General features: G+C 71.3%; 15 protein-coding genes and 1 pseudogene. All 16 read right to left on the bottom strand.

Going from position 1 to position 12,848, the window contains the following annotated elements; genetic code table 11:
• A pseudogene (locus ACZ4E1_RS30045) lies at window positions 1–386 on the bottom strand (DUF317 domain-containing protein); the annotation flags it as partial.
• A 55-nt stretch (window positions 387–441) separates the two neighbouring features.
• Window positions 442–1,557, bottom strand: coding sequence for a DnaB-like helicase N-terminal domain-containing protein (locus tag ACZ4E1_RS30040; protein WP_467545325.1), 1,116 nt, complete (start codon window positions 1,555–1,557; stop codon window positions 442–444).
• On the bottom strand, window positions 1,557–2,819 hold the full coding sequence (locus ACZ4E1_RS30035; protein ID WP_467545361.1) for a DNA cytosine methyltransferase: 1,263 nt from the start codon (window positions 2,817–2,819) through the stop codon (window positions 1,557–1,559). The genes ACZ4E1_RS30040 and ACZ4E1_RS30035 overlap by 1 nt, the downstream gene beginning before the upstream one ends.
• Window positions 2,819–3,691 (bottom strand): adenine nucleotide alpha hydrolase family protein, encoded by an 873-nt coding sequence (locus ACZ4E1_RS30030; protein WP_467545359.1) that lies wholly within the window; start codon window positions 3,689–3,691, stop codon window positions 2,819–2,821. Before ACZ4E1_RS30030 ends, ACZ4E1_RS30035 begins: the two co-directional genes overlap by 1 nt.
• 141 nt (window positions 3,692–3,832) lie before the next feature.
• Window positions 3,833–4,216: a hypothetical protein gene (locus ACZ4E1_RS30025; protein WP_467545322.1), complete on the bottom strand. Its 384-nt coding sequence runs from the start codon at window positions 4,214–4,216 to the stop codon at window positions 3,833–3,835.
• A 19-nt stretch (window positions 4,217–4,235) separates the two neighbouring features.
• Window positions 4,236–5,033, bottom strand: a complete 798-nt coding sequence (gene trpA, locus ACZ4E1_RS30020; protein ID WP_467545357.1) for a tryptophan synthase subunit alpha — start codon at window positions 5,031–5,033, stop codon at window positions 4,236–4,238.
• A 12-nt stretch (window positions 5,034–5,045) separates the two neighbouring features.
• Window positions 5,046–5,597, bottom strand: coding sequence for a DUF317 domain-containing protein (locus ACZ4E1_RS30015; RefSeq protein ID WP_467545319.1), 552 nt, complete (start codon window positions 5,595–5,597; stop codon window positions 5,046–5,048).
• A 196-nt stretch (window positions 5,598–5,793) separates the two neighbouring features.
• Window positions 5,794–6,597, bottom strand: a complete 804-nt coding sequence (locus tag ACZ4E1_RS30010; protein WP_467545316.1) for a hypothetical protein — start codon at window positions 6,595–6,597, stop codon at window positions 5,794–5,796.
• Window positions 6,598–6,668: 71 nt separating this feature from the next.
• Window positions 6,669–7,430, bottom strand: coding sequence for a hypothetical protein (locus ACZ4E1_RS30005; protein ID WP_467545314.1), 762 nt, complete (start codon window positions 7,428–7,430; stop codon window positions 6,669–6,671).
• On the bottom strand, window positions 7,427–7,702 hold the full coding sequence (locus ACZ4E1_RS30000) for a hypothetical protein (protein WP_467545312.1): 276 nt from the start codon (window positions 7,700–7,702) through the stop codon (window positions 7,427–7,429). The genes ACZ4E1_RS30005 and ACZ4E1_RS30000 overlap by 4 nt, the downstream gene beginning before the upstream one ends.
• Before the next feature lie 61 nt (window positions 7,703–7,763).
• Entirely contained in the window at window positions 7,764–9,551 is a 1,788-nt protein-coding gene (locus ACZ4E1_RS29995) for a type IV secretory system conjugative DNA transfer family protein (RefSeq protein ID WP_467545309.1), read from the bottom strand.
• A 37-nt stretch (window positions 9,552–9,588) separates the two neighbouring features.
• Window positions 9,589–10,377, bottom strand: a complete 789-nt coding sequence (locus tag ACZ4E1_RS29990) for an SPDY domain-containing protein (RefSeq protein WP_467545306.1) — start codon at window positions 10,375–10,377, stop codon at window positions 9,589–9,591.
• Window positions 10,378–10,382: 5 nt separating this feature from the next.
• The gene (locus ACZ4E1_RS29985; protein ID WP_467545304.1) at window positions 10,383–10,976 is read right to left on the bottom strand and encodes a hypothetical protein; all 594 of its coding nucleotides are present in this window, start codon (window positions 10,974–10,976) and stop codon (window positions 10,383–10,385) included.
• Window positions 10,977–11,133: 157 nt separating this feature from the next.
• Entirely contained in the window at window positions 11,134–11,493 is a 360-nt protein-coding gene (locus ACZ4E1_RS29980; RefSeq protein ID WP_467545301.1) for a hypothetical protein, read from the bottom strand.
• Between the two features lie 139 nt (window positions 11,494–11,632).
• Window positions 11,633–12,439 carry an SPDY domain-containing protein gene (locus tag ACZ4E1_RS29975; RefSeq protein ID WP_467545299.1) on the bottom strand — a complete coding sequence of 269 codons (807 nt, stop codon included), beginning with the start codon at window positions 12,437–12,439 and terminating at the stop codon, window positions 11,633–11,635.
• On the bottom strand, window positions 12,436–12,825 hold the full coding sequence (locus ACZ4E1_RS29970) for a hypothetical protein (RefSeq protein WP_467545296.1): 390 nt from the start codon (window positions 12,823–12,825) through the stop codon (window positions 12,436–12,438). The genes ACZ4E1_RS29975 and ACZ4E1_RS29970 overlap by 4 nt, the downstream gene beginning before the upstream one ends.
• Window positions 12,826–12,848: the final 23 nt, after the last annotated feature.

The following is a 12,848-nucleotide window of genomic DNA, read 5'->3' as shown; positions in this document are numbered from 1 at the left end:
TGGATGATGAGGCGGCCGTGACGGATGTCGTCGTAGATCTTCTGCGCGTCGGCTGAGACCTCGCGGATTTCCTCACGCGAGCACCAGGGCATGGGGTAGTTGGCCCATGTCCATTCGGTGTCGATCTCTTCGCGCAGCTGGGGCGTGATGTCTACGGTGACGCCTTCGGCGCGCAGCGCGCGTGCGGCCTGTTCGGCGTAGTGGGGTTCCTCGCGGTCGATGCGTGCCATGACCATCGTCGTGTCGTCGAGGGGCTCGAAGCCGTGAAGGGCGAGCAGGGCTCGCACAGCGAGGGTGGGAGTGCCAGTGATGGTGGCGGTGACGGCGCCAGGGCGGCCGTCGAGCAGGTCGAGGCGGAGGTGCGGGTCTGCTTCGGGGTGCGGCAATTCAGTTCTCGTTTCGCGACTCCGGTCGGCGTGGGGCCGGCCGGAGCGGGTGGGTTCATCGGAGTGTTCGGGTGCTGACTGCGGTGGCTCGGGGCGGTGGGCCGGCCCGTGAGGCAGCCGGGCTGGGTGGTTGGCGAGCTGCCGGTGTCGGAGGGCTGGTGCTGCGGTGCCAGCGGGTTCGCAGGGTGGTGAGGTCGGCCAGGGCGCGTCGGCTGCCGGTGACCAGTTGGTGCGGGGTGTTGGCCGGGTCCTGGGCGTAGGCGGAGATGCGCGTTCCGACGTCGAAGGCGCGGGCCAGCAGGGCGCGTTGAAGGACTCGCTCACCCCAATACTCGGGGGAGCCTGCGGGAGTGGAGATCAGGTCGAGGAGGCCGCCGGGGGAGAGTCCGTCGGTGAGAAGGCCGCGGTGCTGGGCTTCCCAGAGCACGGTGACGCAGTCCACGGGTTCCCCGTTGCGGACCAGGGCGGTCAGGCACTGCCAGAGGGCGGCGTGCAGGGGCAGGGTGAAGTCGTCGGGCTGCAGCCAGCGCATCTCCTTCAGCTCGACGGGGTGCGCGGTGGCCGCGGCGAGGAGGAGGCGTTCCTCATCGAGGGCTTCCTCGCCGGGACGTCCGGCAGGGGTGGCCGGCACCATGGTGCGCGGCAGGGAACCGGGGTGCGGGGCGAACTGTCCGGCGAGCGCGTCCAGGAACTGTGCGAGTGTGTCGGCCTGAGCCAGGGTGGTGGCGGCCGGGTTGGGCAGCGTGGTGTCGGCGGAGGTTTGGGCGAGGCGCTCGGCATGCATGAGCAGCGTGCGCCGTGCGTGATCGGCCCGGATCATCCGTGCGTACGTGGGCGCGTGCTTGGGCCAGGGGCAGACCTGGATGAGGGTGTGGAGATAGGAGGCGGTGAGCCCGGGAGCGTGTGGGCGTGCCTCATCGAGCACGGTGTTCAGCCACTCGGGGCTGGTGCGGTGTGTGTCCGGGGCGGGATGGGGCAGCGTGCGCATCGATTGCCAGAGGGCCCCGTGCGTGTGGTTGCTGAAGTGGTCGGGGTGCAGGGCGTCGATGTCGGCGATCCGGTGGGGTTCGAGGAGGAGCGCGCCGAGAAGGGACTGCTCGGCGTAGTGCACGGGGCGTGGCGCCGGCACGTCGTCCAGGTCGTCCCAGTGCGGGTCGGGTCGGTGAGGCATCAGGCGGCCAGAGTGAAGTCGTCGGGACAAAGGGTCTTGCCCAGGTGCGGGGCCAGGAGGTGGGCTGCGAGGCGGGGTGGGACGGCGTTGCCGATCTGGCCGAATACCTGGCCCTTGTTGCCAGCCCAGGGATAGTCGGCGGGGAACGTCTGCAGCACCCCTGCTTCTTCGGCCGTGATCCGGATGGACTCGGGCGCAGGCTGCTGTTCGTTGGGGTCGCTGGGTTGGGGCTCGGCGACCCAGACGCATTCGTTTGCGCGGTGACCGAAGAACAGCGTGCCGGCCGGCTCCTGGACCGATCGGATGGTCGCGTTGGACTGGTTGTTGCTGCGCAGCGACCACGACCACCGGTGTGCCTCCCCGGTGAACGTCGGCGCGAGCGCGTGGGAGGGCCGGTCCTCTCTCGCCCCGTGGCGGGCAGTCCACCCCGCTCCTTCACGGCGGGACTGCAGGACCACGCCGCTGTGGGGCTTCCAGGTTCCGCGGTCGCGCGCGTCGCTGAGCGTCTTGCGGGACCCGGACGGGAAGGGCTCCGGACCGCCTCCCGGCCCGCCGCCGGCACAGACGGTCGGCACGGGGCGGTCGGTGGCACCCCAGCCGAGGGCTTCGGCCATCGACACCCACTGCGCGCGTCCCGGCCCGAACAACGTCTCCGGCTCGGCGACCCTTGCGTGGGTGGGCGGCGGCGGTTCGGCGGTCCGGGTGCGTGAGGCGAGCAGGATCGCCCGACGGCGGGTCTGCGGTACCCCGTAGTCCGCCGCGTTCAGGATCCCGGTCCACACGGAGAAGCCCCAGCCGCGCAGGATCGCGGCGTACTGGCGCCACAGCGGCAGGACGTCGGGCACCTCCTCCATGGCGATCCACTCGGGCTGGCCGTGCTGGTTGAGGGCGTGGAGGTAGCGCATGGGTTCCGCGGCCAGCAGGGAGCGCTCGTCCCGGCAGGCGGCCAGCAACCGTTCGCGGGTGTCGTGGCCGGTGGCGAGGTCGGCGACGGCCTGGTGGACCAGGGGCTGGTCGACGAGCCCGAGGCGTTTGCCGGCCATTGACCACGCCTGACAGGGCGGGCTGGCGATGAGCCCGGTCGTCTTTCCGAGGAACGGCCAGATCGGGTAGGCGGCGACGTCGGTGCGGATGGTCAACTGGCCTGCTGCGGCGCGGGTCTTGCACGCCCACTCGTCCCATTCCAGGCCGATGTCGCGTACGCCGAGGACGGTCAGCGCGTGGCTCCACCCGCCGGGCCCGGCGAACAGGTCGAGCACGATCACGTGGCCAGCCCGAAGTCGTCGCGGGCCAGGGCATCCGCGTCGCCGCGGCAGGCCCAGGGCGAGCATCCGTCGGTGGCGCCCTCTTCCAGCGCTGTGGCGTCTTCGTCGCTGCCCAGGTCCTGCTGCCGGGCGGCCCACTCGGCGGCGGTGACGTGATCGATGGGCGCCTCGGCCAGGGGCACACGGGAGCGGTGCAGGAAGGCTTGGCCGAGCAGGCGGTTGCCTGCCGCGTTGGCGCGGGCGTTGCCCTGGCGGATGGCGGCGTCGAAGGCCACCACGTCCGCCCACTCCTGGAGGGAGGTGTCGCGGATGTGGCGCCACTGCGCGTTGCCGTGGAACGGGCAGCCCAGGCAGGACGACTTCGGGGTGTCGGCGAGCCCCAGCGAGGACAGATAGCGGACGCAGTCGGCGCGCGACCAGCCCATGTCGATGAGCGGGTGCCGGTTGCGCATGTACTTCACGTCCGCGTCCTTGGCACGGTGGAACTCGTCGGTGGAGATGCCGACCCACTGCTCGACGAACACCTCGCGCGGGATACGGGCGGGGTAGGGGTAGCCGAGGAGTTCGCGGACTTGTCGTTTTATCGGTTTGATCTTGTACTCACCCGTGCACTGCCGCCGGGTCATCCCGGCCTTGCCGTCCTGGTTGAGGATGTAGAGCGGCATGGACGCGAACCGGTGGTGCGGGTCGAGCGCGTCGTCGCGGATGTTGCCGGCAGACACGCGCAGGACGGGGATGCCGGCCGGGGCGGCTACCTCGCGCTCCAGGCGGTCGAGGTGCGCGTACACGGCGCTCGGTTCCCATCCGGTGTCGGCGAAGATCGCGTAGTCGACCTTGGGAAGGACGCCTTCGGCTGACAGGGCGAGCAGGGCGCTGGACTGGACTCCGGCGCCCAGGGACAGGGCGCGGAACTGGGGCTGTTCGGTGATGGTTGGTCCTGGAGGGCGTGAGGAACGGAAGGGCGCCTCCCGCGCCGGCGGCACGGGCGCGGTGGGCGGAGGGGAGTGGTTTCAGCGCGGTGCGTGGCACGCGTCGAGGAGGTCGGCGGCCGAGGTGACGAACTGCTGCGGCGTGGGCCGCAGGAGTACCGGCGATGCCGTTGCGGCGTCGGCACGGCGCTGCTGGTTCTCGACGGCACGCGCCAGGGCGGCGGTCAGTTCCGCGCTCGCGTCCTGGGCGGCCTTGGCGGTGCGTGCCACACGGCCGAGGAGGACCAGGTGCGCGGACGGGTCGTGCGGCGGCTCCTGCTCCAGGTCGAGGAAGAGCTGGAGCGCGGCAGCTGCGAGCGCTTGTGCCTCGACGGACCGGGTGGTCAGGGCCCGGGCGCAGCCGATGGGGGTGTGGCGCAGGGACTGCTGAAGGGCGCGCGCGCCGGCCGCGATCTGATCAAGCACCTCATGGGGGCTGGAGGAATCAGGCATCGGGTGCCACGCCGATCCGGGTGTGCAGGGCCTGGGCGAACGAGGCCGTCACGGCTGCGGCCGGGGCCGGGTCCGGCAGCAGGGCCCGGACGATGGGCGTGCCGATGACGATGGCGTCTGTCAGGGGCGCCACGCGGGCCGCGAGGTCGGGGCTGGAGATGCCCACGCCCGAGACCACGGGCAGTGGGCTCGCGGCGCGCAGTCGCTGGGTGAAGAAGTCGAGGGCCGGCAGGTCGAGGGGTCCCTGGAAGCCGGTGGGGCCGGTGCTTGCGGGAGCGTAGAGCCAGCCGGACGCTCCCTCGATGGCGGCAGGGAGGTCGGCATCCGCAGTTGCGCGCGGGACAAGGTGCGGCGTGAGCAGGCCGGCGTCGTGGGCGGTGTGGTGCCAGCGGAGCGTCTCGTGGTGAGGAAGGTCGACGACCATGATTCCCGAAGCGCCCGCGTCGGCGAGCAGGCCAGCCAGGTGTGCGGGGCCGTGGCGGCGGACGGGGTCCCAGTAGGTCATGACCACCGTCGGCCGCAGCGACGCGGCATGTGCCACGGCACGTATGGTGCGGTCGATGACGTCCCCCTTGAACAGGGCACGGTGGTAGGCGGACCGGATGAGGCGGCCGTCGAGGACCGGGTTCGCGCAGGGCAGGCCGATTTCGAACAGGTCGGCCCCGGCCTGGGCGAGATGGTCGAGCTGGCGTCGCTGGACATCCGGCTGATGCACGCCGGCCGGGATGAACACCCCGAGCGCGCACTGGGGCTGGGCGAGGAGCGTGTGGAGGCGGGTGGCGGTGGCCAGGATGTGTCCTTCTCAGTAGGCGGGTCGTCGCAGGTCAGCCGACGGCCGGCCGAGGGGATGGCCAGCTACGGCGGGGCGGGCGAGCTGCGCGAGGGCGTGATCGGCATGAGGGCTGATCGCGGCCCCGCGGACCGGGGCGAACAGGTGGCTGTGCTCGTACCGTGTGCTGAGGGGCACATCGGCGAAGGTCCGCTCGACCGCTGCGGGTGTAGCCAGGTAGGCGAAGAAGTTCCGCACGAGGCCCTCGGGGACATCGCGCGTGAAGGTGGCCAGCGGCTGCTTCTCGAAGAAGGCGTGCTCGGCCCGCCAGGCGATGTTCCCGTCGGGCGCGTGGAGCAGTTGGCAGCACCAGTCGGGCGAGGCCCACACGCCGTCTTCGACGGACCAGCCGTTGAGCGCCGCGAGCTGGTCCAGGGGCATGTCCGTGATCGGGATGCGCTCGGCGTGCCGGGTGTCGCCGAGGATTTGCGGCAGAGCCTGTGTGACGGCGGCGACGGCCTCCAGAGGCGTCTGCCGACTGAACTGCACTTCCCAGTACGGCTCATGGTGGTAATCGTCCACCACTGACCGAGAGGCGGGTCGACGTCGCAGAACACGCTGCCGTCGGAGCTGTCGATCGTGACGTGTCCGGTGGCGGCGTCGTGCTGTGCGGGCCAGCCGAAGAGATGGATGAGGGGGCCGAGCGCGTCGGCGAGCCGGTCGCCGGCGCCCGCCATGTACCGCGGGGAGACCAGGACCCGGTCATCGGACGCGTACGCGGTCACCGGTGAGCCTTCTGCACGACCGCGGCCTTGGGCGCGGCGGCCACGCTGGTCGTGAGCGCGGCGCGGGGGCGCGGCTGGGTCAGGGCCTGCTGGCCCAGCTCAGTGACAGTGATCTTCTGCCCGATGAGCAGGGAGGTGCCGGTGTCGGTAGTGACGAGCCCGCGCTTTTCCAGGGCCCGGAAGGTGGCGAGGGAGACGCGAGTGCCGCCATCGGTCGCGACGCGCGTCAGACCCAGACCGCGGGTCGAGGTCTCATAAAGGCGACCGCCGCCGGTCAGTGCGGCGAGGGCGTCGTACTGGGCGGGAGTGAGCGCGGGACCCGTCGTCTGCTGATTGACCGCCGGCTTGTGCTGCGGCGCGGTGGCCAGGTCTTCGGCGATGCCGTGGGCGAGGTGGTGGCAGCCGGTCGCGCACAGGCCGAGCTGGTGCACGGCGTCGTCGAGGTGCCCGCGCATCCTCGGGATGGCCTCGGCGTGACGGGCGGTGCGCACCGCCGCATCGTCGGCCGGGTAGCCGGCGAACTGCGCGCCCGCGTACGGGTTGGCGAGAACGACGTGGGCCAGGTCGGTGCCGGCGAGCGACGACGAGGACACGACCGAGGCCAGAAGCTCCAGGCTCGCCCGGCTGCCGGCGCTGTTGGCGTACGTGCTGTGGTCGAGTGCCTTCAGGCGCACCAGGGCGGTGGCGGTGAGGTCCTGAGCCTGGAGGAGCAAGGGGCTGATCTGGCGCAGCGCGTCCGTGCCGGGCGTGTAGGAGATGTCGCGTACGCGCGCCTTGAGGGCTTCGAAGTCGCGGGCCAACTGGCGCAGTTGGCCGACTTGTTCGTTCAGGTCGAGCAGGGGTGTGGGGATGGGATAACTCCAGTGAGGGTTCAGCGGCCTCGCGCGGCGGCCTGCGCGGTGGCAGGCAGAGGTCGGGGCGTGGTGCCAGGCGCGGTGCTCGGCCTGGCCGCAGGCGCGTCGATGACGGAGGCGAGGGCGGTGATGCCGGCCGAGGTGAGGCGCACGCGGTCCAGGGGCGGGCCGCCGACATAGGCGGCGGGCGCGGTGCCGGCGGTCCTCGCCGTCAGGCCCTTCACCTCCAGGGGGCGCAGGGTGCTCATCAGCACCTTGGGCTCGCGGGAGCGGGTGAACTCGCGCCCCAGAGAGCTGCTCGCCACGACGCGTCCGCAGGCGATCTCGGTCAGAGCCGAGCGCTGAACGGCGCTCAGTCGGTCGTCGGGCGCCGGCGTGCTGGCCGAACGGCGCCGCCGGGTCTCGGCGGCCAGCGTCACGGCGCAGCCGACAGCTGCCTCCGGGGCCAGCGCGGTCAGTTCGCGAGCTGTTGCGACGCAGAGGTCGGCCGACGCGCGGGCGAGGAAGGCAAGCTGCTTCAGCCGCATCACCATCTCGGTCAACTCCGCGCTCCCGTAGAGCCGTTCGCCCTGGATCGCCTTGATGGCGGACTGGGTGTCGGTCACCAGCTGCTGCGCGGAGGCAGCGTGCGCATCGGAGGGCGGGTCGGTGGCGCGCAGAAGGAGATCGAGCGCGTCGTTGTACTGGGTGTACTGATCGGCCAGGTGCAGCAGCCGCTCGACGGGCGTCGGCGGTGGCGGCACTTCGAACAGTGCGGCGTCGGTGAGTGAGGGGGTCATAGGCGAGAGCGGTGACGAGCAGCGGGTGCGGAGGGCGCCGTCGGCGTGGTGGCGGACTGCGGCCCCTGTTCGGGCACGGTGTGCGTCGCGGGCGCGAAGGAATCGAGGACGGCGGCGACGGCCGCCAGGTGCCGGGTGCAGGCGAGCGCCTGCTGGTTCGTCGCGGGATGGGTGATGGCCCGCAGGGCGACGTCGGGGTCGCTGTTGCCGCATTCGAGGCAACAGCGATGGTCGGGGTTCCAGTCGTCGGGGACTTCGTGGACCTGTGTCATAGGCGGTTTCCAGGTGGGCTGACGGATGATGCGCAGAGAAGGGGGTAAGGAGGCCGGCGTGCTATGCGGCGGGCCCGAAGTCGGACTGCGCCTGGGCAGCCTTGGCGATGGCGCGGGCGGTGATGCCCTTGGAGGCGCGGGCAGAGGCGGCGGAGAGTTCGTCGGCGCCGGGCTCGAGGTACCAGGGGCGCAGGTCGAGCATGGCGGCGCGCATGCCGGTCGCGAACGCGAGCGCGGTGCCCTTGGGCAGGGCGCGGATGGCGTCGGCGGCCAGGATGCGTTCCTGGCGCATGGACACGGAGGTGGACTTGCCGGACTCAGAGGTGGAGGTGGAAGTCGTCTCGACGTCGTGGTCGCCGATCAGGCGGGACAGCTTGTCGGCGAAGTCGGGGTCGTCGATGCCCGAGCCGATGACCTTGATGGTGGAGGCGGACCACATGGCGTCCATGCCCGCGTCCCCCCAGACCTTCTGGCCCTGCCGGTAGGACTGCAGGATGGTGATCGGGATGATGCCGCGCGAGCCCAAGTGGCTGTACAGGTCGGGCAGGTCGGAGATTTTGCAGACGTTCGCGGCCTCGTCGAGGATCGCGAGCATCGGCGGGTCCAGGCGGCCGCCGGCGCGTTCGGCTTGCGCGGTCGCGGCCCGCATCACGCTGTCCGCACACGCGGCGATGAGGGCCGAGGCTCCTCCTCCGCCGTCCTTCGACAGCAGGTAGAGCGTGTCCGTCGAGGTGACGAACGCGGACGGCGTGAACTCCGGCACGTCCTTCTGCGGCGTCACCCACGCGGCGATCTCTGTGTTGAGGAGTGCGGCGGCGTACTGTCGGGCTGTCTCGTAGATACCGTCGCGAGTCTCCGGCGGGCCCTCGACGGTTCCCTTGAGCTGGGCGGCGACCGCGGCGAACCCGTGGTCGCGCAGGATGTCGAGCGGGGTCCGGTCGGCGGGGAAGGCGAGCCACGCCATCACGTCGGTGATCGGCCGCTCGGCGAGCGCGGCGGCCAGGAAGAGCTGGCTCAAGATGTTCGACCCGGCCTTGGACCAGAAGTCGCCCTGCTGGCTCGCATCCACAGAGGCGGCGAGGAAGTGGCCGGCCAACCGGCCGGCGCCGTCGAGGGTCTTGGCGTCGGCAAGGGGGTTCCACCACATGGCCCGCTCTGCGTGGGCGATCTGCTGCGGGTCCATCGACCAGGTCCGGCCGACGGCCGCTCGCGCGTCGAGGGTCGCGGTGTAGGCGTCGCCTGCCGCCTTGTTGGACGTGAGCAGGACCGGGCCGGGCGCATTGAGGATGGAGGGGATGGCCAGCGAGGTGGTCTTGCCCGAGCGGGGCGCCATGATCGCGACAGCGACGTCCTCGTACCCCATGCGCACCTCGTGTTTCGTGCCCTGGAGGTTGCCGAGGAGGATCCCGGTGTCGGCCGCGTCGATGTGCCTGGCGTCCTTCAAGCTCGGGCGCAGCGAGCGCGCCTTGTCGGTGATGGCCTTGGACATCAGCGGCTCGATGTCCTTCTGCTTCGCCATGCCGGTGACGCGCTTCCTGTGCCCGCTGCCGCCGCCTCGGTACCGCTTGTAGAGCAGGGCGGCGCCGATACCGAGCGCGACGAATGCGGCGACGGGCAGGACGCGTGCGCCGAGGAGAAGAGACGTTTCGTTCAGGTCGGGCCACAGCCGGTCGGGATGCAGCAGGGCCTGAACAGGCTCGTAGGGCGCGGTTTGGGAATCGGTCGTCCAGGCGGTGACATTGCCGCCGAGCCAGGCCAGGTTGGCCAGGGGGACGGCGATGGCCAGGGCGATGCCCAGGACGCGGAAGGCTATGTCGTAGCCATCGCTGTTGGAGTTGGTCTGGGGCAAGGGGCTGTTCCAGGGAAGTGGGGGCGCGGCGGGCGGTTCAGCGGGTGCGGCGCGGCCGGTACGCGGGCGGGAGTGCGGTAGTGGCCTCGGCGGCGGGTGGGGTGCGCCGCTGCGCGAGGGCCGTCGTGCGGTGTTCCAGGGCGAAGGCGACCGTCTCGGCGGGTACCGGCCGGACGGTGACGGTTCCCCTCGTTGTCGCCTCCTGCGGGAGGTGATGCGGGGCACGCATGATCGGTGTCGTGTCCGCGAGGGCGTGGAAGAGCGCTGAGACCAGGTGCGCAGGGGCGTTGCCGTCGACATACGCGCGCCACAGAGCGGGCAGATGATGCACCGACGTCTCCACGACCCAGCCGGCGGTGTGGCCGTCGTCGAGGACGCGGTCCACGCGCGCCAGCCCGTCGCCCGAGGACATGCCCTGGGGTGAGGTGAACCCGTCGTGAATCCGCGGCGCATGCCAGTCGACGGCGCGCAGGGGTGCGTACAGGTCGTCCGGTACGGGAGAGGGGGTGCCGGGGTGGGTGAGGGCGTCGGTGACTGCGGCGATGATCTCGACCGGAGTCTGTGCGTCGAAGGTGATCGACCAGGGCCGAGCGTCAGCAACGCGGGCGTGACGGATGCTCCACCAGGGCTCGCCCGGGTTCGGACTCGGATCGATCCGCAGCTGGGCCAGCTGGTCGGGGCTGGTCAGGATGACGCGCGGCATCAGCGGGTCCTCGGCGCTGCTCCAGCCGCAGGCGCGGTGCAGCGGCACGGTGACCCAGGACGGGTCACCGGCGCCGGCCAGGTACCGCGGTGTGACGAAGGCTTGCTCGATGGACTCGGTCACGGGCGTCACCGCCGAACCGCAACAGCATCGGTGGCGGGCGCCGGGGGCGCGACGGCCGCTGTGCGGCCTGCGGCTCGTGACTGCCGTTCTGCGAGCGCGTTGACGGCGAAGAGCGCCTGGCCGTGGATCGACCATTGGTCGAGGTAGTGCCAGGCTTCCGCGTAGCTTTCGGCGAGCGGCTCCTCGTACGCCTTCGTGCCGGGCCGGGCGCTGGCGGGCAGTGTGTCGCGGACCGCGAGCCAGTCGTCCTGGACCGCGTAGAGGCGCTGCGTGGCATCGCGAAGTTCTCGGACCTGCCACGCGTAGCGCCGGGTCCGGTCGGAAGGGGACAGCAGGGCGAGCTGTCGCTCGGCGACATCCACGAGTTCGTCGGCGTGGTAGTAGACCCGGCCGAACGCGGACAGGGTGTCGGCGTCGCGCTTCTGCTGGCGCAGGCTGTAGGTGTTCTCGTCGTACGGCTGGAATGTCTCGGGGTCGCAGTGCCGGGCGGAGTAGTGGTCCCAGGCGGCGAGGATCTGCCGGCTGTGCCGCAGGTAGATAGCGAGCTGGCTCAGATAGAGCCGGTGCGCCGGGCTCCCGGGTTCGAGTGAGATGGTCAAGAAGGGGCCTTAAAACGGGGAGTTGTGAGAGGTGTGCGGAGCGGGCCTGGGCCGCTCCGCACGGGTCAGCGGCTGCGAGGCCCGGGCGTGGCCACCTCGGCGGCGGGCGCCGGTGGCTGGGTGGGGAGTGCGGCGTTGCGGCGGGCCTTGCGGGCTGTCACGACGCCGGTGGGCCGGCGGGGTCTGACGCGTGCCTGTTCAGGCGCTGTACGTCCCAGTGCAGGACGTGCAGGACGTGCAGGTCGGTGGCGTCCTGGGCGGCTTCCCGGAGCCCCTCGACGATCAGGTGGATCTCGTTGGTCTTGGGGCTGGTGGACTGCTGGGCGACGAGGCGTGCTGCGCTGCGCAGGATGTCGCCGAGGAGGATGGGGACGCCGGTGTCCTCGTCGAGGAGATGGGCGAGCAGCGGCAGTGCATCGGACAGGGGCGGGTCGGTGCGCAGGTAGTCCTTGACCTCAGCCAGGGTTCCTGTCGCCTGCGCGATCTGCTCATCGCCCGGAACAGAGGAGTGGGGCATCAACGTCCTTGTGTGGAGGGGGGGAGTGGAGGGTTCTGCGGGTCTGGAACCGAGGCAGCGACGGTTCCTGTTGCGTGGCGCCCCTGGGGCTGGTGGTGTCTGGAGGGGCCGCTGGCCAGGGAGTGGACGCTCTCATGGCTCATCGCATCCGCCCGGCCTTGGCGTACGGACGTGCTCCGGGAGCATGAGGGCGTGCTTTGTTGGTGGCGAAGGTGTTGCTGGCCCAGGTGGCGGCGCGGGCCGCGGTGATCCGGGCCTGCTGCCATGCGCTGAGCTGCGAGGGCAGCACGGACACGGAGGTGGTGCGGATCCTCTGCGAGGGCGGCACATGCCCGAGGGGCCGCATCGCCGGCTGCGGATCGGCGAGCGCGGTGCTGAACGCCTGCACGAGGTGCATCGGAGTGGTCGGGGTGAACATTGCCTCCCACACCCGGCCGTGTTCATTGCGGGCCCCGGCCCACCAGTGCGCCTGTCCGGGGGAGGACTGGTGGAAGCGGAGCACGGCGTCGCCGTCCGGGCTGCGCGCGGTGAAGTGCTGCCCGCGTTCGGTCTCCCAGCCCTGGGCCTCAAGCGGCGCCCACACGTTGGGGGCATGCGCCGAGCGCGGACGGGTCAGTGCGTCGGTGAACCCGGCCACGATCTCGACGGGTACCTGCCTGCCGAGGGTGGCGTGCCACGCTTCCTGCGTCTTGGTCTGCTTCCCGCTGATGGTCCAGCCGCCGGGCTGGGTGTAGGGGTCGTAGCCGATGCGCACGGACTTGTCGGGGCTGTCGAACGCGACGGGGCCGCCGGCCTTGGACTTGTCCTTCCACCCGGAGGCACGCAGGTACTCGGTGACGTGGCGCAGGTCGCCGCCGCCGGCGAGGTGGCGGGGCTCGACGAGGTAGTGCTGCTGGGCCTGCTGACCTGTGGGACCCCAGCCGGACCACTGCTTGTTCTTCTTCACCGGTGCCGCCTGGCGACCATCGCGGAGGCGACCGGCGCAGCGGTGGGGCCGCTGGACTCGACGGCGGGTGCGGCGACCTTCTGGATGGCGCCGGTGTGTTCGGTGAGGTCGACGCCCACGCTGTTGAGTTCGTTGGCGGCGCGGCCCAGCGCGAGCCAGACCTCGGGCGGCAGCATGCCGCGCTCGGAGTTGACCCTCGCGAAACGCGAGCCGGTGGAGACGAGTTCGGTGACCTCGCCGAGGAGTCCGGTGTCGTAGTCCAGGACGTGGGCGAGGATCTGTGCTGCCTCGCGCGGCGGCGCGAGGGCGAGGTGGCGGCGAAGCTGGCCGAGCTGAGAGGTGATGGCGCCGGCCAGCTGTATGGAAGGGAGGGGCGAGTCGGTCATGGGCCTCCTGAACAGGCCGGTTC

This window comes from Streptomyces sp. NPDC025806 (genome assembly GCF_055558275.1).
This window is presented reverse-complemented; position numbering and strand designations above follow the sequence as displayed.